13 protein-coding genes and 1 pseudogene are annotated in these 24,115 nt (G+C 61.2%); 11 read left to right on the plus strand and 3 right to left on the minus strand.

The annotated features are described in order from the left end of the window. Both LCH64_RS27995 and LCH64_RS28000 read left to right on the plus strand, forming a co-directional pair. Nucleotides 1-5,826: pseudogene (locus LCH64_RS27995) on the plus strand (LapA family giant adhesin); the annotation flags it as partial. Nucleotides 5,827-5,973: 147 nt separating this feature from the next. Beyond that, on the plus strand, nt 5,974-6,312 hold the full coding sequence (locus LCH64_RS28000; protein ID WP_003220449.1) for a hypothetical protein: 339 nt from the start codon (nt 5,974-5,976) through the stop codon (nt 6,310-6,312). Nucleotides 6,313-6,439: 127 nt separating this feature from the next. On the opposite strand, the gene lapD is transcribed toward LCH64_RS28000, so the two are convergent. Together lapD and lapG are read right to left on the minus strand one after the other, a co-directional pair. Beyond that, complete coding sequence (gene lapD / locus LCH64_RS28005; RefSeq protein ID WP_103486144.1) at nt 6,440-8,386, minus strand: cyclic di-GMP receptor LapD; 1,947 nt, start codon at nt 8,384-8,386, stop codon at nt 6,440-6,442. A 14-nt stretch (nt 8,387-8,400) separates the two neighbouring features. Then, on the minus strand, nt 8,401-9,093 hold the full coding sequence (gene lapG / locus LCH64_RS28010) for a cysteine protease LapG (RefSeq protein ID WP_003220445.1): 693 nt from the start codon (nt 9,091-9,093) through the stop codon (nt 8,401-8,403). Nucleotides 9,094-9,289: 196 nt separating this feature from the next. On the opposite strand from lapG, the gene LCH64_RS28015 reads away from it, so the two are divergent. From LCH64_RS28015 to LCH64_RS28035, 5 genes are all read left to right on the plus strand, one after another. Further along, nucleotides 9,290-10,000 (plus strand): GntR family transcriptional regulator, encoded by a 711-nt coding sequence (locus LCH64_RS28015; RefSeq protein WP_226501939.1) that lies wholly within the window; start codon nt 9,290-9,292, stop codon nt 9,998-10,000. A gap of 768 nt (nt 10,001-10,768) precedes the next feature. Further along, on the plus strand, nt 10,769-11,545 hold the full coding sequence (locus tag LCH64_RS28020) for a DUF3050 domain-containing protein (protein WP_003220443.1): 777 nt from the start codon (nt 10,769-10,771) through the stop codon (nt 11,543-11,545). Further along, nucleotides 11,542-12,477, plus strand: a complete 936-nt coding sequence (locus tag LCH64_RS28025; RefSeq protein WP_226501940.1) for a diiron oxygenase — start codon at nt 11,542-11,544, stop codon at nt 12,475-12,477. The genes LCH64_RS28020 and LCH64_RS28025 overlap by 4 nt, the downstream gene beginning before the upstream one ends. A 13-nt stretch (nt 12,478-12,490) precedes the next feature. Beyond that, a complete protein-coding gene (locus tag LCH64_RS28030) occupies nt 12,491-15,883 on the plus strand; it encodes a non-ribosomal peptide synthetase (RefSeq protein WP_226501941.1) in 3,393 nt (1,130 codons plus the stop codon). A gap of 24 nt (nt 15,884-15,907) precedes the next feature. Continuing rightward, nucleotides 15,908-16,375, plus strand: a complete 468-nt coding sequence (locus tag LCH64_RS28035; protein WP_201136110.1) for an SRPBCC family protein — start codon at nt 15,908-15,910, stop codon at nt 16,373-16,375. Between the two features lie 146 nt (nt 16,376-16,521). On the opposite strand, the gene LCH64_RS28040 is transcribed toward LCH64_RS28035, so the two are convergent. Next, nucleotides 16,522-18,402, minus strand: a complete 1,881-nt coding sequence (locus LCH64_RS28040) for a methyl-accepting chemotaxis protein (protein WP_103519918.1) — start codon at nt 18,400-18,402, stop codon at nt 16,522-16,524. Between the two features lie 312 nt (nt 18,403-18,714). Here LCH64_RS28040 and LCH64_RS28045 point away from each other — a divergent pair, with 312 nt between their 5' ends. The 4 genes from LCH64_RS28045 to LCH64_RS28060 all read left to right on the plus strand — a co-directional run bounded on the left by LCH64_RS28045 (nt 18,715) and on the right by LCH64_RS28060 (nt 24,059). Continuing rightward, the gene (locus LCH64_RS28045; protein ID WP_226501942.1) at nt 18,715-19,215 is read left to right on the plus strand and encodes a sigma-70 family RNA polymerase sigma factor; all 501 of its coding nucleotides are present in this window, start codon (nt 18,715-18,717) and stop codon (nt 19,213-19,215) included. Next, entirely contained in the window at nt 19,215-20,216 is a 1,002-nt protein-coding gene (locus tag LCH64_RS28050) for a FecR family protein (protein WP_103486139.1), read from the plus strand. The genes LCH64_RS28045 and LCH64_RS28050 overlap by 1 nt, the downstream gene beginning before the upstream one ends. An 87-nt stretch (nt 20,217-20,303) precedes the next feature. Beyond that, a complete protein-coding gene (locus tag LCH64_RS28055) occupies nt 20,304-22,805 on the plus strand; it encodes a TonB-dependent siderophore receptor (RefSeq protein WP_226501943.1) in 2,502 nt (833 codons plus the stop codon). Between the two features lie 75 nt (nt 22,806-22,880). After that, on the plus strand, nt 22,881-24,059 hold the full coding sequence (locus LCH64_RS28060; RefSeq protein WP_226501944.1) for a PepSY domain-containing protein: 1,179 nt from the start codon (nt 22,881-22,883) through the stop codon (nt 24,057-24,059). The last annotated feature ends 56 nt before the right edge of the window (nt 24,060-24,115 follow it).

The raw sequence follows: 24,115 nt of genomic DNA on the forward strand, positions 1-24,115 counted from the left end.
GTCGACACCACCAACCTGTCGCTGACCGCGACCGGTACCGTGGCCGAAGGTGGTTCGATCGTTTACACCGCAACGCTGACCAACGCGGCTGGTTCGCCAGTGACCGTAACGCTGTCGAACGGCGCTGTGATCACCATCGACGCCGGTAAAACCACCGGCACCGTGACTGTTCCTGCGCCGGCTGACGACGTCTACAAAGACGCCGGCACCGTGCAGGCAACGATCAAGTCCGCCACTGGTGGCAGCTTCGAAAACCTGGTCCCAAGCACCACGCCAGCCGTGACCAATGTCACCGACACCATCGACACCACCACGGTGAAACTCACCGCGACCGAGTCTGCTGCTGAAGGTGGTACCGTCACCTACACCGCGACCGTTGGTGCGCCAGTGACTGGCTCGCCAGTTGTGGTAACTCTGGCTAACGGTCAGAACATCACCATCGAAGTGGGTAAAACCACCGGCACCGTGACCACTACTGCGCCTAACGACGCGTTGACCGGTCATGCGCCGCTAACCAACGCGATCACCGGCGTGACTGGCGGTAATTACGAGAGTCTGGTCGCTGACAAGACGCCGGTTTCGACCACCGTCACCGATACCATCGACACCACCAATCTGTCGCTCAGCGCCACCAATTCGGTGGCCGAGGGCGGTTCGATCATCTACACCGCGACCCTGACCAACGCCGCTGGCTCGCCAGTGACCGTGACGCTGAGCAACGGCGCCGTGATCACCATCGACGCGGGCAAAACCACCGGCACCGTCACCGTTCCTGCTCCAGCCGACGACGTCTACAAAGACGCCGGCACCGTGCAGGCAACGATCAAGACCGCGACCGGTGGCAACTTCGAAAACCTGGTACCGAGCACCACGCCAGCCGTGACCAGTGTCACCGACACCATCGACACCACTGGCGTGAAACTCACCGCCACTGGCACCGTGGCCGAGGGTGGCACCGTCACCTACACCGCCACCGTGGGTGCACCTGTCACCGGTTCGCCAGTGACCGTGACCCTGGCCAACGGCCAGAGCATCACCATCGACATCGGCAAAACCACCGGAACCGTGACCAGCATCGCCCCGAACGATGCGTTGACTGGCCACGCTCCGCTGACCAACTCAATCACTAACGTGACCGGCGGCAACTACGAGAATCTGGTGGCCGACAAAACGCCGGTCAGCACTACCGTGACCGACACCATCGACACCACCAACCTGTCGCTGACCGCGACCGGCACCGTGGCCGAGGGTGGATCGATCGTTTACACCGCGACGCTGACCAACGCCGCTGGCTCGCCAGTGACCGTGACCCTGTCGAACGGCGCCGTGATCACTATCGACGCCGGTAAAACTACCGGCACCGTCACCGTTCCTGCTCCAGCGGACGACGTCTACAAAGACGCCGGCACCGTGCAGGCGACCATCAAGTCGGCGACCGGTGGCAACTTCGAAAACCTGGTCCCAAGCACCACACCAGCCGTGACCAGTGTCACCGACACCATCGACACCACTGGCGTGAAACTCACCGCCACTGGCACCGTGGCCGAGGGTGGCACCGTCACCTACACTGCCACCGTGGGCGCGCCAGTCACCGGTTCGCCAGTCGTCGTGACCCTCGCCAACGGCCAGAGCATCACCATCGACATCGGCAAAACCACCGGCACCGTGACCAGCATCGCCCCGAACGATGCGTTGACCGGCCACGCTCCGCTGACCAACTCGATCACTAACGTGACCGGCGGTAACTACGAAAACCTCGTCGCCGACAAAACCCCGGTCAGCACCACCGTGACCGACACCATCGACACCACCAGTCTGTCGCTGAGCGCGACCCCGGCGGTGAACGAGGGCGGCCAGATCACCTACACCGCAACCCTGAGCAACGCCGCCGGTTCCCCGGTAACCGTGACCTTGAGCAACGGCTCGGTGATCACCATCGACGCCGGCAAAACCACTGGCACCGTGACCGTTCCGGCTCCGGCTGACGACGTCTACAAAGACGCCGGCAGCGTGCAGGCGACCATCACCAACGCCAGCGGTGGCAACTTCGAGAACCTGGTACCGAGCACGACACCGGCCGTGACCAACGTCGCCGATACCATCGACACCACCACCGTCAGCATTACCGGCAGCACCTCGGTGACCGAAGGCCAGACCGCCAGCTACACCGTCAGCCTGACCCACCCGGCGCAGACCGACGTGACCCTGAAAATCGTCTACAGCGGCACCGCCGCCGACGGTTCGGACTTCACCGGTGTGTACACCGTGAAGATCCCGGCGGGCGCCAGCAGCGCGCAGTTCAACGTCGCGACCATCGATGACAAGATCACCGAAGGCACCGAGAACTTCGTGGTCAAGATCGACTCGGCGACCGGCGGCAACTTCGAGAACCTGGCCGTCAGCAGCACCAACGGCAGCGTCAGCACCTCGATCATCGACAACGATGCGCCACCGGTCATCGACCTCGACGCCAACAACTCCAGCGGCGCCACTGGTGCCGACTACAAGGTGACCTTCACCGAAAACACTCCGGGCGCCGGCGTGTCGATTGCCGACACTGACCTGACGATCACCGACCCGGACAGCACCATGCTGACCGGCGCGACCATCGTGCTGACCAACCGTCAGGACGGCGATGCGCTGAACCTCGGCAACAGCGTCAACGGCATTACGATCAATGCCAACAGCACCAACGGCACCGTGACCCTGACCCTGTCGGGCAACGCGACGCTGGCCGACTACATGCAGGCGATCAAGAACATCACCTTCACCAACAGCAGTGAAGACCCGAGCACCGTGCCGCGGATCATCACCGTGACCGTGACCGATGGCGGCAACTACTCCAACACCGCGACCACCACGGTCAACGTGGTGGCGGTCAACGATGCGCCGGTTGCAGCGCCGGTCAACGTCACCGGCACCGAAGACACGCCGCTGATCCTCGGCTGGTCGACCTTCGGTGTGACCGACGTCGACAGCCCGGCCAGCAGCCTGGGCATCAAAATCACCCAGCTGCCGGGCGAAGGCAAACTGCAGTATCTGGACGGCTCGACCTGGAAAGACGTCGCCAACAACCAGACCTTCAGCAAGGCTGACATCGACGCTGGCAAGCTGCGCTTCATGCCGGATGCCAACGAGTCGGGCGTCAACGGTTACGGCGGCACCGGCCTGGGCAACAACCAGGCTGACTATGCACAGATCAAGTTCCAGCCTACCGACGGCCAACTGCTGGGCAACACCGGCACCGTGAAGATCGACATCACGCCGGTGGCGGATGCACCGACCGTGAGCGTGGCCGACAACAGCGTGAAGTCCACCGGGCTGGTCAAGGAAGTCTGGACCGGCCTGCCAGGTCTTGGCACCGACGGCAGCGGCGCGAACTCGACCACCCTGAAAAACGTGATCGACGGCGCCGGCCCCCCGAACTCCAGCAGCAACGTGACCAACGTGCAGTCGGACGGCAGTGTGGCCGCCGGCACCGCGTCGAAAACTTCGGGCCTGATCTATCTGGAAGCCGGCAAAACCTACAGCTTCAGCGGTGTGGCTGACGACAGTCTGCTGATCACCATTGGCGGCAAGAGTGTGGCGTCGGGTACCTGGGGCGCGGGCGGTGCGATCAGCGGCTCGTTCACCCCGACCACCAGCGGCTACTACACCCTGGACATCTACCACCACAACCAGAGCGGCCCCGGCAGCTATGACGTGAACCTGTCGGTCAACGGCAGCACGCCAATCGACCTGAGCAGCGCCGGCGTGCCGATCTACACCGGCGTGCAGGATCTGGTGAATTCCGGTGTGACCGTCTCCGACCTGCACGGCACCAACGGCGAAGGCTATTACGACGGCTACAAACTCAACACCGGCGCCGAAGGCACCACGGTGAAACTGTCGGCGATCAACACTGCGCTGACCGACACCGACGGCTCGGAAACCCTGAGCGTGAAGATCAGCGGCGCGCCGGTCGGCTCAGTCCTCTCCGACGGTCACGGCCACAGCTTCACCGTCACCGCGAGCAATGGCGAAGCCAACGTCACCGGCTGGAGCCTCGGCAGCCTGACCGTGACCCCGCCGACCTACTACAACGGCCAGTTCAACCTGACCGTGACGTCGACCTCCACCGAGATGGTCGGCGGCTCGGCCAGCAGCACCGCGACCATTCCGGTCACCGTGGTGCCGGCGGTGTACAACGCCGTAGTCGGTACCTCTGGCGATGACACCTTCAACGGCACCGATGGCAACGACATCATGGTCGCCGACATCGGCGGTCTGACCGTGGTGCCGGGCACCAACTACAACATCGCGTTCATGGTCGACTCCTCGGGCAGCATGAGCACCTCGTCGATCAACGCGGCCAAGGACTCGCTGACCTCGGTGTTCAACACCCTCAAGCAGAGCCTGAGCGGCAGCAACTCGGGCACGGTGAACATCTTCCTGGTGGACTTCGATACCCAGGTCAACAAGTCGGTGTCGGTGAACCTCAACGACCCGAACGCGCTGACCAAGCTCAAAGCCGTACTCGACTCGATGACCTCCGGCGGCGGCACCAACTACGAGGACGTGTTCAAGACCACGGCCAACTTCTTCCAGAGCACGGAAGCTGTGGCGAACACCGGGGCGAAGAACCTCACGTACTTCATCACCGACGGCCAGCCGACCTACTACCAGAGCGGCGAGCAGACCAACCCGACGCTGTACGGCAGCGTGAAGTTCGACAGTGTGGTGACGACCAGCAACTACAAGCTGGGCGATACCTTCAGCACTTACATCGACAGCACGCATTACCTGAGCATCAGTGCCAACGGCAGTGCGCAGTTGCAGGTCTACACCAGCCGTTACGGCTGGACCGCAACCAACCTGGGCACTGTTCACGCTCAGGGTGATGGCACCTATGAGCTGTCGAGCCTGGCGGGCAGCGGCAGCAGCACCAGCTCGGCCACCACCGATAACGCCAACAGCAGTTTTGCCTTGCTCAGCGGCCTGTCGAACGTCGAAGCCATCGGTATCAACAGCGGTGTCAGCCTCAACGATCTGAAACCGTACGACTCGGATCACTCGCCGCAGACCAACATCGATCCGAAGGACCTGGCCAACTCGATCATCGGCCACACCGAAGCGACGATGCCGGGCAACGACACTGTCAGCGGTGGCGACGGCAACGACATCCTGTTCGGCGACCTGGTGAGCTTCAACGGCATTGCCGGCGAGGGTTATCAGGCAATGCAGGCGTTCGTGGCGCAGCAGACCGGGGTCGACGTCAGCAAAGTCACCACCAGTAACGTGCACCAGTACATCACCGAGCACTATCAGGCGTTCGACGTGTCCGGTGCGCATGACGGCAACGACACGCTGCTGGGCGGCGCGGGCAATGACATCCTGTTCGGCTCGGGCGGCAATGACCTGCTCGACGGCGGCAAGGGCAATGACATCCTGCTCGGCGGCACCGGCAATGACACGCTCATCGGCGGCCAGGGCAATGACATCCTGATCGGTGGTTCCGGTGCCGACACCTTCGTCTGGAAAGCAGGCGATACCGGCAACGACGTGATCAAGGATTTCAATGCCAACGAAGGCGACCGCATCGATCTGCGTGACCTGTTGCAGGGCGAGACCGGCAGCACCATCGACAACTTCCTGAAGATCACCACGGTCGACGGCGTGTCGTCGCTGCAAGTCAGCTCCGGCGGCAAGTTCAACTCCGGCGATGCCGCTGCGGCCACTCCGGACGTGACGATCAAACTGGAAGGCAACAACTGGTCAACCGCCAACATTCATAACCTGATTGCCGGCAGCGATCCGACCATCAAAGTCGACCACAACAACAGCTGATGCGTGAACAAAACGGCCGCCCCTTGGGGCGGCCGTCACGTTTGCGCCTATCGCACCGGTGACGATTTCGTCGCCGCACCGCATACTCGCGCGCAGTTGGCCTATGCTGCTGACAGCATGACGCTGGTTCTTTCTGAGGGATGCTCAATGTTTTACGTGCAACGCGATGCGCAGGGTCAGCTGATCCGCGTGGAAGCTGCGGCCTACGCCGAAGCCTCGGAAACGCTGCCCGCCGACAGCCATGAAATCCAGGCCTGGTTCGCCAACGAGGTCGTGGAAACCAGCCTGAAACAGCTCAAACAGAGCGATCTGGAGATGATTCGGGTACTCGACGACCTGATTCAGGTGCTGACCCAGAAGGGCGTGATCCGCGTTACCGATCTGCCGCCGGCGGCGCAGGCCAAGCTGATGGATCGGACCCAGGCGCGGGAAGCGCTGGGCGGGTTGAGCCACTTGATCGACGACGAAGAGACCGGGCTGATCTGATCCGCGATCTTCAGTGACCGGACTGACCCCTTCGCGAGCAAGCTCGCTCCCACATTTGAAATGCATTCCAATGTGGGAGCGGGCTTGCTCGCGAAGGCTGATTTACCGACAACGAATGACGAACAGGTTACTTCCAGGGCTTGGGTTCACCGAACAACTGCCCCTGCACTCCGTACAAGCCCATCTCGCGAATCACTGACAACTCGCCTTCGGTCTCGACCCGCTCGGCGATCAGCGGCAGATCGATGCTGTGCGCCGCACGCTGGATCGCCTCGATGAACAGGCGCTTGTCGCTCTCCTGATCGATCGCGCGAATGTAGCTGCCATCGATCTTCAGGTACGCCAGCCCCAGCCGCGCCAGGTTGCCGATCATGCTGAAGCGTCCACCAAAGCGCTGCAGGCTCAGGGAAAAACCGAGTTCACGCAGACGTCGGGTCAACTGCTCCAACACCGCTTGCTCCGGCAATTGCTCCTCGCCGATCTCCAGCGTCAGGCGCTCACCGAGGTCGGAGTGCGCACGCAGAATCTCGAACACTTTGTTCAGGGCCTGCGAATCGGCCAGGGTTGCCGAGGACAGGTTCAGCGCCAGCGAATCCTCATGCCCCTTCATCTGCTCCAACACCCGCTCGAGCATCAGGCGGTCGAGTCGCGCGGTCCAGCCAAAACGCTCGAGCCACGGCAGGAAACGCCCGGCCGGAATGGTCTCGCCCTGCTCATCCAGCAGTCGCGACAGCACTTTGTAATGCAACACCAGTTGCGTGTCCTGGGCGGCCACCACCGGTTGGAAGTACAGCTCGAAACGCTGCTGGTTCAGCGCCTGATCAAGCAACCGATGCCAGGCGTGGTGATCGTCACCGACATCGGCCACCAGGCTCTGATCGATACAGGCCCAGTTCCGCTCGCCCTGCCCCTCAGCCTGCGCCAGCGCCTGATCACCCAGTGTCAGCACAGCTTGCGGTGAATCGCCGTGAGCAAACGGTGCGAGGCCGATCGAGGCCACGGCCGGTACATCCGTGGCGCCGGTGGCGTGCAGGCTGCTCAACGCACTGTCGAGGTTCTGCGCCAGTTGCAGCGCTTCTTCACGCACCAGCCCCGGCGCCAGCACGGCGAACTCGCCGCCGCGAATGCGCGTCACAAGGTTCTGGGTTTCCGGGTAGCGGGCGCACTCGCGGGACAATTGCTCGCCGACCGCTTTCAACAATTCATCGGTGCGCTGACCGCCCAGGCGCTGGTTGAGCCCGGCCAGATCCTTGACCCGCAACAGCAGCAAATAACCGGAGCTGGCCTGTTCGGCATTGCTCACCCGATTGTTCAACTGCATTTCGAAATAACGTCGGTTGGCCAGGCCGGTCAAGTTGTCCTGATAGGACTCGACACGCAGTTTTTCACTGCGCTCGGCCTGCTCCTGGAACAGCGCCTTGAGCTTCTCGACCATCTGGTTCATCGCCTGCACCACGCGCCGCAGTTCCGGAGTGCGCGGCAGCTCCGGCAGGCTGAGGAATTCGCGGCGGGCGATGGCGTGGGACTGTTTGACCATGTAGTCGAGCGGGCGCAATTGCCGGCGCAGCAGCAGCGCGCCAAGCGCCGCACTGACCGCGCCGCACAGCAGCAGCCAGCCGAGGCTGCCCAACGCGCTCTGCCACAGCTTGGCCACGGCGAACATCGGATGGCTGACCACTTCAACCCGCGCCGCCTGTTCCCACCCACGGCTGACCAACGCATCGCCGCCGGCCGGCTCCAGACCAATCAGTTTGACGAACCAGTCGGGCACATTGCTGACCGCCGGAATCCCGCTGCGCTCGACGATGGTCTTGTCGGTCTTGAGATCAACCACGCGGATGCTCGCGTAATAGCCGCTGTCGAAAATCGAGCTGACCAGCAGTTCGACCATCGCCGGATCGTCGATATTCGGCGTCAGCGACAACGCCAGCGCCGTCGCGGCGTCCTGGGCGTGGGAGCGCAACTGGTTGACGTACTGGGTGCGCGAGCTCTCCAGACTGACCATGAAGCTGCCGGTGAAGGCGACCACCAGGAACAGACAGATAGCGATCAACAGCTGTTTGAACAAAGACATCTGAGCGCGTGCTCCTAGTTAGTCGTTTCGACCGGGAAACCTTCGGCCTGCATTTTTCTCAACACATCCTGCCAGCGCGACAGGCGTTTGGTGTCACCGACCCTTTTGTTGCCCTTGGCCCCCGGCAGGTACAGACCTTCGGCATTGAAAGAGTAGACCGGCAGCAAATCGGTTCGCTGCGACGCCGGCTGGATCTGATCGATCAAGCTGTCGAGCACCAGTGGCATGGCATCGGGGGTGGCGTAGTAAGTCAGCACCATGTGCGCGCGGTTCTGGCGCAGTGCCTTGACGTAGGTGATGCGCAGCTTGTCACTGGATACCCCGAGATGGCGCAGGCTGAAATACTTGGCGATCGCATAGTCTTCGCAATCGCCGGCGCCTTTCCACAACGCCTCGATGGGCGTCTCCCAATAATCGACCTGCCCCCACAGATCAATGTCCTCTACATAGCGCATCTGCTTGTTGAAAAACAGGTTCACCACCTTGAGCTTTTCCATCTCGCTGACCTGTTTCTGCGTCGCCAGCAGATTCTGCCAGGCATCGATCCGCTGCTGCCCGGCACCCAGCGGGCCGTACAGCGCCGTGGCCTTGCGGCTGATCGCGGAAAAATCCCAATCGGCATGCAGACCGCCCAGCATGACGCCGGCCAGCAACAGTGCACAGCCTAGCCAGCGCAAAGTCCGGGGGATCGCGAAACGTACCGCCACAGCAGGTTTCCAGGAGGCAGGAAGGAAAGCGTTTGATGGTGAAGCTTAGCCCGGCAAAAAACAATGGCACCATGAGATCATCGCCATCGCGCTAAACTTCACAGAGGACAGCAATCCTTTACATGGTTTGACAACCTGTAGAGCAATCACTAGTGTCTTTGGATCCAAATTCCGTCGTCATTCAGGGTGAGTAGTTGTGACACAGAAGCCCAAACCGCTGCACAGCATCAAAGTCGATGGGCCGATTCCCGCACACCTTGCCCGCTCGATCATCGAAGAAACCCTGCGCTCGGCGATCCTTGACGGTCGCTTGCCGTGCGGCACCGCCCTGCGCCAGCAGGACCTGGCCGACCTGTTCGGGGTCAGCCGCATGCCGGTGCGCGAGGCTCTGCGCCAACTCGAAGCGCAGGAACTGCTGAGCGTCACCACCCACAAGGGCGCCGTTGTAGCGCCGCTGATCCAGGGCGACGCCACCGAAACCTACGAGTTGCGGATCCTCCTCGAATCCGAGGCCATGCGCCAGTCGATCCCGTTGCTGACCAGCGCCGATCACGAGATTGCCGCCGGCTATATCGCAGCACTCGAAACCCAGCACGACTACAGTGAAATCGGTCGGCTCAACCGTCTGTTCCACATGGCCCTGTACAGCAAGGCACCGAATAAGCGTCTGCTGCGGCTGGTCGAAGACGGCCTCAACGAGGAGGAGCGCTTTCTGCGTTTCAACCTTGAAGCCATGGGTCTGGGCAAGTTGTCCCAGGAAGATCACCGCGCCATGCTCCACGCGGTGATCGAGCGCGATGTCGAGCTGTCGGTGAAGTTGCTCACACATCACCTCAACCGTGGCGTCGAGGTCATCACCCGCTTCCTCGCCAGTCCCGCCGGACAAAACCGCAAGGCCGTTCGCTGATGCTCTCCACGCCGGTCTCAGGCTCTCGCAGCTGACCGGCGAATAACCCGTTTACAAATCCCCTCTACGGTCTGCCGCAAATCCCGGTGGCGGATCCGCCTGTTCGCTCTAACCTCCCTGCGCCCATATGCACGGCATTGCAGCTCGCTGCGGACGAATCGGTCATAGCCGTCCTGCCAATTTACCCGCACTCTTTAACGGCCAACCCATGAAGAACGGGCGACGCTCCGCACCGCCGGCGCAGTCCCCGCACCAGGAACCTACGGAAGGAGCCTTGCCACGGGATAAAAGGAAGTTACGGCGCCGTTTCCGGCCAACTTTCATTCCTATACATCACTTCAATCTTTGCATCGGAAAGTTGCTTTGAGTGAGGCATTCACTCTTGCCTTCAATTTTGGCCATTATTTGCCGAAAGGAGCAACTACGCCCAAGTAAAACTGAAATCAAAAGTTTTACCGGGCCAACTCATATTTGAAAAATACACAACTAAAAATAATTAAAAATAAACTTGTTAAGTTATTTGACGATGTATTAGCTTTTCCTCGCCGAGCAGGTTCAACCCGCAAACACGGCACGGCTCCGCAGTCAGCCAATAGCTTTGGCAAATAGTCGCCAACGCATGGCCGAGAGCCTTTCATGCACTTTGCAAACTTTCATTAATACGAATGAGGCCCGCGCTCGCCAATAGAAAACATTTCAAATTTATCAAGTCCGCGTTGATGCACTGAACGAGCAACTCCCTCTATTCCAATAACACCGAGGTTCGCCATGATGCCAACTAAAGAACAACTCGCCCTGAAAAAAGCTCAATTGAGCGTTCACCCGATCTTTACCGAAATCGATTCGCTATCGGTACTGCGCCGGTTCATGGAGTCTCACGTCTTCGCCGTGTGGGATTTCATGTCGCTGACCAAGCGCCTGCAACAGGAACTGACCTGCACCCGCCTACCATGGTTGCCGCCACGCGATCCGCATGCTGCGCGGCTGATCAACGAGATCGTGCTCGGCGAAGAATCCGACGACCGTCCCGCTCACGGCCATTACAGCCATTTCGAGCTGTACCTGGACGCCATGCGCGAAGTCGGTGCGAGCACCACGGCGGTCGAGCGGTTTGTCGCGCTGCAACAGGAAGGCGTGAGTTACGACGTCGCTCTGCAAAGCGTTGAGGTTGATCCGGCAGCAGCGAAATTTGTCCGCGAGACGCTAAACACCGCGCTGCATGCGCCAGGCCACAGCGTCGCCGCCGCGTTCCTGCATGGCCGCGAGAGCGTGATCCCGCCAATGTTCCAGCGCATCCTCGATGACTGGGGGATCGGCATCGAACAGGCACCAACCTTTCGCTATTACCTGGAACGCCACATCGAGGTCGACTCCGAGGATCACGGCCCGGCCGCCGAGCAATTGCTCGAGCGCCTGGTCGATGGCGATCCGCAGCGTGAAGCCGAGGTCTACGCCAGCGCCATCGCGGCCGTGGAAAGCCGCATCGCCCTGTGGGACGGCCTGCGTCTGAGCATGCGTGAACCTTTGGCGGAGGTGGCCCAATGAACGCCGCCGACTATCAATCCTTCGCCGACGCCTGGGAAACCCGCGCCACCATCCGCACCCGGCCACGGCGTGTTCTGGAAGACGATGAGCGCCTGATCTATCCGTTGAGCCGCCAGCCCCTGGTGCTCAGCGAAACGTTCCTGCGCGAGTGCCCGCAGCAGCGTGATTTTGCGTTGGTGCAGACGCTGTACAAGTTCATCAACGACGTGGTGATTTTCGAGACCGAAATCGTCGACCGGACCGCCCGCGCCATCGCCAAGAATCGCTTCGCCGTGCCGTTCCCGTTCCCGTTCGCCTGTCGCTACGACGCGATGACCGTGGTGGTGGACGAGGATTACCACGCACTGGTGGCGATGGATTTCATGCAGCAGACCGTGGCCATGACCGGCATCGAGCCGATCGAACTGCCTGCTGAAATCGAACTGAGCCGGGCGATTCCGGCCGCTGTGGCCCTGGCACCCGAGCACCTGCGCAGCGCGGTGGAGTTGATCTGCGTCGCCATCGCCGAAAACACCGTGACCGGCGACGTCGCCGCGTTCGCCCGGGACGACACGGTCAAGCCGTCGATCAAAGGCCTGATGGCCGATCACTTGCTCGACGAGGGCCGGCACTCCAGCTTCTGGGCGCGCATGGTGCGCATCTATTGGCATACCGCCAATGACGCGGACCGGGAAACCATCGCGCAGATCCTGCCGGTGTTCATCGGCCATTACCTGACCAATGACATCCAGAAGTCCTTCGATCTGCGCCTGATCGACGCCTTGCCGGTCAGTGATGCGATCCGCCGCTCGCTCAAGGACGAAATGGCCGGACTGGCCTTCCCGATCAATCGCCACCATCCGCTGGTGGGCAACATCGTGCGTTTTTTCCACAACAGCTCGCTGCTCGACACGCCCTGCGTGCAGCACGCCCTGCGTGACTATCTGGTGTGATGAGGAGGCCGACATGAGACGTCTCGACATTTTGCTGATTGGCGCCAGCCAGGCCATGACCGACCTGGCACAGGAACTCGAACAACACGGTCACTCATTGATGCGCAGCGGCGCCGCGCAATCGACAGTGGATCTGATCATCGACGATGGCTTCATCGGCGCCGGCGATCGCTGTGCAATCCCCCACCTGCATCTGCGCCTGGGTATCGGAGGGCAAAGCATTGGTGGTTTGCCGACACTCGACCTGCTGTGTTTCATCGGCTCGTCACTGATCAGCCGCGTGCCGATTGGCGAGGAGCCGTCCGGCAACGGTCAGGCACTGCGCCAGCGAGTGCTGACGCAGTTGGTCGACGAAGTCGCGCTGCTGGTCAGCCGCTTCTCCCGCGATGCCGGGTACTTCCAGCAGGCATCGCCGGCCACGGCGCCGGACTTCGAGCAGGTGGAAGACCTGTCGTTTCTCGACAGCCTGGCTTACGTCCATCGCCTCAACGCCACGGCGCATCCGGCATTGTTGCAACAGGCGCAGACACCGCTGATCGAGCGCCTGCAACAGAGCCTGATCGAACACGCCGAGCGACCGGCGCTGCATCTGGCCGAGCAGTCGCTCAGCTACCGCCAGTTGCACGCCCACAGCCGTGCGATCCAGCAACGTCTGCAATCGCTGCTCGAACAGCATCCGCAGCCGTGGATCGTGGGTATCTGCCAGCCGAAAAGCCCGGCGCTGTTCGCCTCGATTCTGGCGGTGCTCGGCAGTGGCGCGGTGTATCTGCCGCTGGAGCCGAGCCATCCGTTGCAGCGTCAGCAATACATCCTGCAGAACGCCGGAGCCTTGCTGTTGCTGCACGACGGCGAGCACCCGCTCAGCGAGTCAATGCCCGGGCTGGATGTCAGTCGTATCGACAGTGCCGACGCCGATCTCGACCTGCCGTTGATGCGTCAGCGACCGACGCTTGAAGCGCCATGCATGGCGCTCTACACCTCGGGCACTACCGGCCATCCGAAGGGCGTGCTGCTGAGCCAGGCGAACCTCGCCCACTTCACGGCGTGGTACGCCGATTACGTGCAGTTGCGCGCCGAGAGTCGGGTCTTGCAGTTCTCTTCGCTGAGCTTCGACTCATCGCTGATCGATATCTTCCCGAGTCTGCTGCAGGGCGCCGAACTGGTGGTGCCCGACGACACCCAACGCCGCGATCCACTGCAACTGGTGGCGCTGATCCGCCGCCGGCAACTGACCCACGCGTTCCTGCCGCCGGCGCTGCTGAGCATCCTGCCGCTGGAGCAACTGCAAGGCGTGGAGGTGATGACCGGTGGCGACGTCTGCGAGCCCTTCGTCATCGAGCAACTGACCCGGCAGGGCAAGCTGCACAACCTCTACGGCCCCACCGAGGCGACGGTGCTGATTACCGCTCGCCAGCTCCAACCGGGTGACAGCAACCGCACCCTCGGCGCACCGATTGCCAACAGTCAGGTGCTGATTCTCGATGACGACTTGCAACCGGTGACGGAGAACACCGTCGGCGAATTGTTCATCGTCGGTCCCGGCGTCTGCCTCGGTTACTTGAACAATCCGCAGCAGACCGCAGAGCGTTATCTGACCCTGCAACTGCCGCACGGTGAGAGCTTGCGCGCCTACCGCAGCGGCGACATGGCCAAGTGGGGCGAACACGGCATCGAGCTGTGCGGACGGCGCGACAATCAGGTGAAGATCCGCGGTTTCCGGGTCGAGCCGGAAGAGATCGAGCGCTGCCTGCGCGAGAGCCAGTTGTACCGTCAGGTGGCGGTGGTGATCGACAGTCAGCGGCGGATTCTGGCGTTCCTCGCCCAGCCGCAATCGGACGCTGCCCGCGATCTGTTGAAGGCGCATGCCCAGCAGTTTCTGCCGGACTACATGCAACCGGTGGCCTGGACTGAACTGGCGCAGATGCCATTCGCCAGCAACGGCAAGGTCGACCGCAAGGCATTGGTGGAGCTGCCGGTGAGTGTGCAGGACGGCGGCCCGAAATGCCTGCCGGCAAACGCCGACGAAGCGCTGCTGCTGGAGATCTGGGCGGAACTGCTGGAGCTGCCGAGCAGCGATATTTCCACCGACGAAAGCTTCTTCAATCTCGGTGGACATTCGATTCTGCTGTCGCGGATGTTGCTGCGCTTGCGTGAGGAGTTCGGGCGCAGCATCTCGATCAACCGCTTCATCGAACTGCCGACCATCAGCAAACTCGCGACGCTGGTGCGCGGTACCGATGACAGCGCGGTGCTCAGCGCCCAGGCCATGGCCGACGCCGAGCGCCCGCTGAACATCGAGCCGCTGCCGATCAGTCGTCTGGGTGATGTGCACAAGGTGATCGTCACCGGCGCCAACAGTTTTGTCGGCGTGCACATCGTCGAAGCGCTGCTCGGTTGGGGCGCCAGCGAAGTGGCGTGTCTGGTGCGTGATGGTGGCGGGCAAACGGCGGCGCAGCGTTTTGCTCAGGCATTGCGCGAGAACCGTCTCGAGCACCTGGATCTGAGTCGGGTGCGGATCTATTCGGCAGACCTCACCCGCCCGCAACTGGGCCTGACCGACGACGATTATCAGCGCCTCGATCGCGAGTTCGGCGCACTGGTGCACAACGCCGCCAACGTTAACCACGTGCTCGATTACGAGTCGCTGGCAGCGGATAACGTCGAGCCGATTTTCGAGCTGCTGCGCCTGTGTGAAGGACGCAGCAAAAAGGTCTTCAACTTTGTCTCGACGCTGTCCGCTTCAAGCACCGTCGATGGCGAAGGCCGAGTGCTCGAATTGCCTGCCGCGCCGACCCCGCCGATCTACATCCGCAACGGCTACAACCTGTCGAAGTGGGTCGGCGAACGCGTCCTCGAGCGGGCGCGCGAGCGGGGGGTGTGGGTCAACCTGTATCGCCCCGGCAATATCAGTTTCAACAGCCTGAGCGGCGTCTGCCAGCCGCACAAAAACCGCTTGATGCTGATGCTCAAAGGCTCGATCCAGCTCGGTCAGGTGCCGGCCTTCGCGCTGAATTTCGACCTGATGCCGGTGGACTTTCTAGCGCGTTTCATCGCCTTCCACGCCAGCCGTTATTCGACCGAGCGCGCGGTGTTCAACCTGCACAACCCCGAACCGCTGAGTTGGGATGCCTACGTCGCCTCGTTCCGCGAAACCGGCAGCGAATTCTCGCTGGTCAGCGTCGCCGACTGGCAGCAGCAACTGGGCCGGGTCGACACCGACAACGCGCTGTTTGGCGTGCTCGGTTTCTACCTCAACGGCTTCGAGGAGGACATTGGCGACATCTCCCTGATCGGCCACGCCAACGCCGAAGCCGGCGTGCAACAGATGGGCGCGCACTACCCGGAAAAATCCCCGGCGCTGCTGCGTCGCGGCTGCGATTACCTGAAAGAAATCAACTTCATCTGATTCATCCAAAAAAGGAGCAACACCATGAGCACTCTGCAACCGGACACCCTGATCAAAAACCCTCACGGCTGCCATGTCATCTCTTCGGTGGAAGTGCCGGCGGACGCGGCGCAGGTCTGGGCGGTGGTCGGCAATTTCGCTGGCTTCGACCGCTTCATCCCGGCGCTGTCGCACATCGAAATGACCGGCGAAGGCGTGTCCTCGCTGCGCAAGAAATTCTTCAAGGACGGCAACGTGGTGGTCGAGCAACTCAACTCCCGCGATGAGCAGGCACGGGCCATGACCTGGACCACGATCTACAACACCCTGGGTGTGGCCAATCTGTGGGCGGCGATGAATGTGGAATCGTTGGGCGCAGGGAAGTCGCGGGCGACCTGGACGATCATTGCCGAGCCGGCTTCAGGTGGGGAGGAAGCACTGCCGGGTTTCAAGGATTTCGTGCAGGGGTTTGCCGATGATGCGATGGGGAATGTGTTGAAGCTGTTTGTATAAGGCTTCAGTTCTGCGGTGATTGAGCTACCGCCTTCGCGAGCAAGCTCGCTCCCACCTTTTGATTGCATTCCTTCTGTAGGAACGCGGTCAATTTGTGGGAGCGGGCTTGCTCGCGAAGAACGATAACGCGGTCTTCAATCTGCGGATCAGATCTTGAAGCTGTCCACCAACTGCTTCAGGCGGTTGGCCTGCTGCGACAACGCATCACAATCCTTCAGTGTTTCATTGAGGTTGGCCACGCTCTGCTGGTTCAGCAGGTTGATCTGGTTGACGTCGACGTTGAGGGTTTCCACCACGGCGGTCTGCTCTTCGGTTGCAGCGGCCACCGACTGGTTCATGCCATCGATTTCGCCGATGCGCTGGGTCACGCTGACCAGGCGCAGACCGGCCTGGTTAGCCACTTCAACGCTCTCTTCGCTGGACGCCTGACTGGCGTTCATGGTGGTCACCGCTTCACGGGAACCGACCTGCAAGGAGGTGATCATCTTGTGGATCTCTTCCGCCGATTCCTGGGTGCGATGGGCGAGGTTGCGCACTTCGTCCGCCACCACTGCAAAACCGCGTCCGGCTTCACCGGCACGTGCCGCTTCGATGGCCGCGTTGAGCGCCAGCAGGTTGGTCTGCTGCGAGATGCCTTTGATCACATCGAGGATGTGGCCGATGTTATCGGTGCTGGCGTTGAGTGTTTCGATCTGCGTGCACGACAGGCTGATCTTCTGCGACAGCTCGGTCATCGCCTGAATGGTCTGCTCGACCACCTGACGACCGTCATCGGCCTGCTCGCTGGCGCCGCTGGCGTGCTGCGAAGCATCGGCGGCGTTGCGGGCGATTTCCTGAGTGGCGGCGCCCAACTGGTTGATCGCGGCGGCCACGCTGTTGGTGCGCGCGCTTTGTTCGTCGGAACCGATGATCGAGGCGTTGGACGAGGCCATCACGCGTTGCGACAGGTCGTGCACGTGACGCGTGGCCGATGACACTTCGGAAATCGACGCGTGAATGCGCTCGACGAACTGGTTGAACGAACTGCCCAGTTCAGCGAACTCATCCTTGCCTTCCACGACCAGACGCCGGGTCAAGTCACCTTCGCCTTGAGCGATGTCCCGCATCGCGCGGCCCATGGTGGTCAGTGGACGCATCAGGACGTTGATCAGCAGACTCAGCAGCAGCGCAATCGCAGCGACCGCGACGAACATCGCGATCAGCGCCGAAGTACGGAACTGGCTGAGGGCGGCGTAGGCCTTGTCGCGATCGATCGACAGACCGATGTACCAATCGGCATTCGGCAAGTCGCTGACCGGAGTGAACGACAGAATGCGTTCCTGGCCGTTGAGCACCACGTTCTGGTTGCCCTTCTCGATGCGCACTCCGGAATTCGGGTAGATGTCCTTGAGGTTCTTCATCACCTGGTCTTTGTCCGGGCTGACGATCACTTGACCGTCACCGCTGACCAGGAATGCGTGGCCGAGGCCACCGAAGTCCACCGAGTTGATGATTTTCACCAGGGTTTCCAGGCTCAGGTCACCGCCGACCACCCCCAGCAGCTCGCCATTCTTTTTCACCGGCATGGCGATGGTCACCACCAGACCACCGACCGCGGCCATGTACGGCGGGGTCAGCATGGTTTTGTCGGCAGCAACGGCTTGCTTGTACCAAGGGCGCTGACGCGGGTCGTAGCCGTCGGGCATCTTCGCGTCAGGGCGCTGGGTGAACACACCGTTGGCCTGACCGACGTAGGTGAACTGGAAGTTCGAGGTGAAGGCCGGTTGATCGACCAGCCCCGGGAAGTCGGCGTCCTTGCCCTGATGGGCAACGTTCTGCGCGAGGTTTTCCAGCACCAGAATTCGCCCGCTCATCCAGTTCTGCACGCTGCTGGCGGTCAGATCGCCGGCCTGCTGCACAGACGACTGGAGGTTCTGGCGAATGGTGTTTCGCTGCAGATAGTCGTTGTAGAGGGTGAACAAAGCGAAAGCCAGGACCACGACGCCCGAGGCGGCCAACAGGATTTTATGGCTGAACTTGAGATTCATTTCATGGGACTTCTTATGCAAAAGTGGGGATGCGTTCCGGGATGCAACATTCCATGTACAGCGCAGGCAGCGTTCTGATGGCCGCTCTACTTTGGTGCACGCATGTCTCACCAGTCTGTCGGCACGGTTCGCAGAAATCTTAGGGTTGTGTGGGAAATGCACGGCATTTCTGACAGATTCCCGCCGAACGGCGTGCCAGAGCGTTCGCTATAAAGTTTTTTATGCGGGTTATCCGAGCGGAGGTTGCAAAATTCACCGCCCTTGATAAAAATGCGACTAATTATCATTTGTGACGTTCGGGCTGTCGCGTTCATGTCCTCACCTGAGTTTGCAGTGCAGGCGCTTTACAGTAGTCATCACGGCTGGCTCAACGCCTGGCTGCGAGCACGGCTGGGCAATGCCGCAGATGCGGCGGATATGGCTCAGGACACCTTCGTACGCCTGCTACAACGTACCGAACGCCTGGAGCTCAAGGCGCCCCGCGCATTTTTACGCACCATCGCTCGCGGCCTGGTGATCGACCATTGGCGTCGTGAAGAAATCGAACGCGCCTATCTCGAAACCATCGCCCACTTGCCCGAAGCCGAAACCCCGAGCGCCGAAGCCCGCGCGTTGGTGATCGAGCTGCTCGAAAGCATCGCGCGCATGCTCGAAGGATTGCGGCCGAAAGTCCGTCAGGCATTTCTGCTGGCGCAGTGCGAAGGTTTGACGCACAAGCAGATCGCCGAACAGTTGGGCTTGTCTCTGCGTTCGGTGGAGCGTTACGTCGCCGATGCGCTGTATCACTGCTACGTGTTGCGGTACGACAGCTGATGCCTGTGGATAACCTCTCGACCGGGCGACGCGCCGAACCGCCGCAACAGGTGGTCAAACAAGCCATTCACTGGCTGCTGCGGCTGCGCAACAACCATGGCAATGCGCGCCTGAGTCGCCAATGCGAAGCGTGGCGCGCCGAGCATCACGAGCATGAACTGGCGTGGCAGCGCGTGCAGTCGCTGCAGGCCGAACTGAGCCATAACCTGCGCGCCGTGCCCGGCGCACAGGTGGCGTTCAATACTCTGGAAAACAGTGCGCAGGGGCTGGGGCGGCGGCAGGCCTTGAAGCTGCTGTCCGGCGCGGTGCTGATGGGTTCCGCCGCATGGCTGGCCAAGGACACCGCCGTCTGGCAGCAGTGGCGCGCCGACTACGCTACGGCGACCGGCGAGCGTCGCGGCTTCCAGTTGCCCGACGGCACGCGGATCGAGCTGAACACGGCCAGCGCCGTGGATCTGGATTACACCGCGCAGCAGCGGCTGATCAAACTCACCCGAGGCGAAATCATCGTCACTTGCGGGAGTAATGATGAAGGCGCGGCATTCAACCGCCCGCTTCGCGTGCAAAGTCGCCATGGCACTTATGAGCCGGCCAATGCCCGCTTCATCCTGCGCCAGGAAAACGATTGCACGCGACTGAGCGTCAGCTCCGGGCGCGTCGCCATCCACAACGGCGGAGCTTCGGTTGAGGCTCTCGCCGGACAGACCTTTCTGATCGATCACCATCAGGTGCGCCCTGCACCACCACTGGATATGGACGCGGGCGCCTGGGTCGATGGTTTGATCGTGACCCGCAACATGCGCCTGGGCGATTTCCTCAATGAAGTCGGACGTTATCGTCAGGGCTTCGTGACGTGCACGCCGCAGGTGGCTGATCTGCGCCTGTCCGGTGTGTTCCGCCTGGAGGACACCGACAAGCTGCTGGCAATCCTGCCGCAGACTTTGCCGGTGCAATTGCGCTATCGCACCCGTTGGTGGGTAACGCTTGAGGCTGTGGCCTGAAATTATTTTGGCGGGTTTTCGCGACAAGTCCGGCTTGGTCAGTAAGCACTTCAACTCAGCCTTTGCGACTCCCTACGGAAACCTACAATGACTGTCCGCCTCACCTGTAAGAACTCGCTGAATTTCACTGCCGAATCGGGCCTGCTGGGGCACGCCATTCGCGCGGCCCTGCTGTCCACCGTTCTGGGCGCCGGTGTGCTGCCAGGCCTGAGCCTCGCCGCCAATGCCAGTGAAGCGAGCAGTCATCGCTACAACATCACCGCCGGCCCGCTGGGCGAAGCGCTGAACCAGTTCGCGCGTCAGGCGGGCATCACCTTGTCGATGACCCCGCAGCAAACGCAGGGGCGGCAGTCTCCGGGCGTACAGGGCGAATATTCCACCGATCAGGCGTTGAGCCATTTGCTGGGCGGCTCGGGTCTGGAAGCGGTCAGCCAAGACGGAAACAGCTACATCCTGCGTTCAATCAGCGAACCCGAGGCGCTGGCACTGCCAACCACCGATATCAAAGGTTTCGCCCTCGGTAACGCGCTGGGCAGCATGGAAGGCTACAACGCCACGCACAGCCAGATCGCTACCAAAACCAGTACCGCGCTGCTGGAAACCTCGCAAAGCGTATCGGTGGTGACCCGCGAGCAAATGGACGATCAAGGCTCACAGACCGTCTCCCAGGCAATGCGCTATACCCCCGGCGTGCTGACCAACCCTTACGGCGCGACTCATCGCTACGACTATGTGGCGATGCGCGGTTTCAACGATGGCTCGGTGGACAACATCTACCTCGACGGCCTCAAGTCGATGGGCGACAGCGGCACCTACAGCACCATGCAGGTCGATCCGTATTTCCTTGAGCGTGTGGATATTCTCAAAGGCCCGTCGTCGGTCTTGTATGGCCGCAGTTCGCCCGGTGGCCTGGTGGCGCTGACCAGCAAAAAGCCGTTGTACGAGGCCTATCATCAGGTTCAGGCCACGGTTGGCACCCAAGGTCAGCGCGGTGTCGGTTTTGACTTCAGCGGTCCGGTCGATGACGACAAACGCATTGCCTATCGTCTGACCGGTTTGACGGATCAGTCCGACACGCAGTTCGACCACAACAAGGAAAAACGCTTCGCCCTCGCACCGACCCTGAGCATCGACTTCAGCGAAGACACTTCGCTGACGCTGCAGGCGTATCTGCAGCACGATCCGGATGGCGGCTACCACGGTGGCGTGCCGGCGGATGGCACGATTCATCAGCGCAACGGCAACCGCATCTCGCCGCACTTCTTCGAGGGGGAGCCGGGGATCGACGGTTACTCGCGGGATCAGCAGTCGTTCGGCTATCAGTTCGAGCATCGCTTCAACGATGTCTTCACGGCGCGGCAGAATTTCCGTTACCTCGACTCCAAGGTCAACATGGATCAGGTCTACGCCTACGGCTGGACGACGCCAACCAGCAACGAACTGAACCGCTACTACCCCGGCGGCGATGAACGCCTGCATGCGTTCATCATCGACAACATGCTGCAGGCCGAATTCTTCACCGGTGCGACCAAGCACACGGTGTTGATGGGCGCCGACTATCAACGGCGCAAAACCGTGGTCGACTGGACCAGTGGCGGCCTGGCCCCGATCAACGCGCTCAACCCGGTCTACGGCAATTCGGCGATCGATATGTACGGCGACACCAGTTACCTGCGACGCCTGGAGCAGACCGGCGTGTACCTGCAAGACCTGATCGAGATGGACCAGTGGCGCTTCTCGCTGGGTCTGCGTCAGGACTGGGTCGAGACTTCGGATGAGAACCGTATCGCCGAAGCAGGCCGTCCGGTCGGTACTGAAATCAATGACCGGCGCACCAAACTGACCGGACGTGCTGGCGCGTTGTATCTGTTCGAGAACGGCCTGGCGCCGTACATCAGCTACTCCGAGTCGTTTAACCCGAACTCGTATGCCGACAGCGCTGGCAATCCTCTGCCTCCGACCGATGGCACACAGTGGGAAGTCGGCCTGAAGTATCAACCGCCGGGCACCGACAACCTGTTCACCGCCTCGCTGTTCCGGATCGATCAGGAAAATCTGGCGACCAAGCTGCCTCAGGAAAACTTCTACCGCGCGGTGGGCGCTGTCCGCTCGCAAGGCCTGGAGCTGGAAGCGCACATGCAGTTGACCGACAACCTGAAAGTGCTCGGCAGCTATACCTTCACCGATATCGAGTACTCGAAGTCGATGGTCAGCACTCTGAGCACGCCGACCGCCGTGATCGAGAACAAGGGCAACTCGCCGACCCAGGCGCCGCGGCATATGGCGTCGTTGTGGGCTGACTACAAGTTCGACAGCGCGGCGCTCGATGGCCTGCGTCTGGGCGGTGGTGTGCGTTATGTCGGTTACAGCTGGGCGGATGCGGAGAACACCCTGAAGGTGCCGTCCTACACACTGTTCGACGCATCGATCGGCTATGACCTGGGCAAGGTCGGTTTGAAAGGTGTCGACGTGCGTCTGAACGCGAACAACCTGACCAATGAATCCTACGTGGCCTCCTGCGCGAGTCTGAACTTCTGCTACATGGGCGAAGAGCGCAACGTCGCTGCCACGGTCAGCTACCAGTTCTAAACCTTTGCCTTGTGCATAAAAAAGCCAGCTCCTGTTTTCAGGGGCTGGCTTTGTCGTCTCTGTGGGGAACATTTCATGCGCGCATTGTTGGTGTTGTTGCATCGCTATATCGGGCTGGCGACGGCGGTGTTTTTACTGCTGGCCGGGATCACCGGGAGCATTCTTGCGTTCAATCATGTGTTGGATGAGTGGCTGAATCCGCAGTTCTACGCGGCTTCATCTGAGGGGCAACGATTGCCTCCCGGGACCTTGGTCGACGCGGTGCAAACCTCGCATCCGAAGTTGCAGGTCTGGTACATGGAGTATCCGCAGGAGGCGGGACATACCGCCATGTTGGCGGCGGTGCCGCGCAATGATCCGGCGACCGGCAAACCGTTTGATGAGCGCAATCAGGTGTTCTATCTGGACCCGGTAAATGCCGAGCAGAAAGGCCAACGTTACTGGGGTGAATGCTGCTTTGCGCGGGAGAACTTCATTCCGTTCATTCTTGAGTTTCATTACAACCTGACGTTGCCCGGCAACTGGGGCCTGTGGTTGATGGGCCTGGTTGCCATCGCCTGGGTAATCGATTGCTTCATTGCGCTGTGGCTGACGCTTCCCCGTGGCAAACCGTTCTGGAAAAAGTGGTCGTTGGCCTGGAAGATCAAGGGCGGGCACGCTTATCGGCTCAACTTCGATCTGCATCGCGCGGGGGGATTGTGGCTGTGGTTGTTGTTGCTACCGATCGCGGTCAGCAGTGTCGCGATGAACTTGCCCAGTCAGGTCTTCAAACCGGCGGTGTCGCTGTTTTCACCGATCGAGCCGAGCGTTTATGAAGCCCGAGGGCGAATGCCTCCGTCGGCGTTGGGGGTGACGCAGTTGAGTTATCAACAGGCGTACGAAAGGGCATTGCTGGAGGGGAAGAGGTTAGGACTGACAGCGGCGATCGGAGAGTTGTATTACAGCTTTGAGTACAACTTCTACGGCGCAGGATTCGGGCATCACGACACTGAAGCGCATGGCAAATCCTGGTTGTTCTTCCACGGTACTGACGGGCGATTATTAGGTCAGGAAATTGCCGGACAAGGGACGCTGGGGGAACGATTTTACCGCTTGCAACTACCGATACATGGCGGACGGATCATCGGCTTCACCGGGCAAGTAATCATCGCAGTATTGGGGGTTCTGATCGCAGGGCTATCGGGGACTGGCGTCTACATCTGGTGGCGCAAGTGGCAGGCCCGGCGCATCAGCAAGGCTCGCAAAGCGGCCTGAGTTTTGGGAGCCCTGAAACGACAAAACCCCTGTCTGCGTTAGCAGACAGGGGTTCT

Source organism: Pseudomonas sp. MWU16-30322 (assembly GCF_020515535.1).
Taxonomy (GTDB): domain Bacteria; phylum Pseudomonadota; class Gammaproteobacteria; order Pseudomonadales; family Pseudomonadaceae; genus Aquipseudomonas; species Aquipseudomonas fluorescens_H.

Excerpts from the sequence above, each read along its gene's own strand:
- LCH64_RS28030 (WP_226501941.1), top strand. The coding sequence starts at position 12,491 with ATGAGACGTCTCGACATTTTGCTGATTGGCGCCAGCCAGGCCATGACC.
- LCH64_RS28020 (WP_003220443.1), top strand. The coding sequence starts at position 10,769 with ATGATGCCAACTAAAGAACAACTCGCCCTGAAAAAAGCTCAATTGAGC.
- LCH64_RS28050 (WP_103486139.1), top strand. The coding sequence starts at position 19,215 with ATGCCTGTGGATAACCTCTCGACCGGGCGACGCGCCGAACCGCCGCAA.
- LCH64_RS28000 (WP_003220449.1), top strand. The coding sequence starts at position 5,974 with ATGTTTTACGTGCAACGCGATGCGCAGGGTCAGCTGATCCGCGTGGAA.
- LCH64_RS28040 (WP_103519918.1), bottom strand. The coding sequence starts at position 18,402 with ATGAATCTCAAGTTCAGCCATAAAATCCTGTTGGCCGCCTCGGGCGTC.
- LCH64_RS28055 (WP_226501943.1), top strand. The coding sequence starts at position 20,304 with ATGACTGTCCGCCTCACCTGTAAGAACTCGCTGAATTTCACTGCCGAA.
- LCH64_RS28045 (WP_226501942.1), top strand. The coding sequence starts at position 18,715 with ATGTCCTCACCTGAGTTTGCAGTGCAGGCGCTTTACAGTAGTCATCAC.
- LCH64_RS28035 (WP_201136110.1), top strand. The coding sequence starts at position 15,908 with ATGAGCACTCTGCAACCGGACACCCTGATCAAAAACCCTCACGGCTGC.
- lapD (WP_103486144.1), bottom strand. The coding sequence starts at position 8,386 with ATGTCTTTGTTCAAACAGCTGTTGATCGCTATCTGTCTGTTCCTGGTG.
- LCH64_RS28025 (WP_226501940.1), top strand. The coding sequence starts at position 11,542 with ATGAACGCCGCCGACTATCAATCCTTCGCCGACGCCTGGGAAACCCGC.
- LCH64_RS28060 (WP_226501944.1), top strand. The coding sequence starts at position 22,881 with ATGCGCGCATTGTTGGTGTTGTTGCATCGCTATATCGGGCTGGCGACG.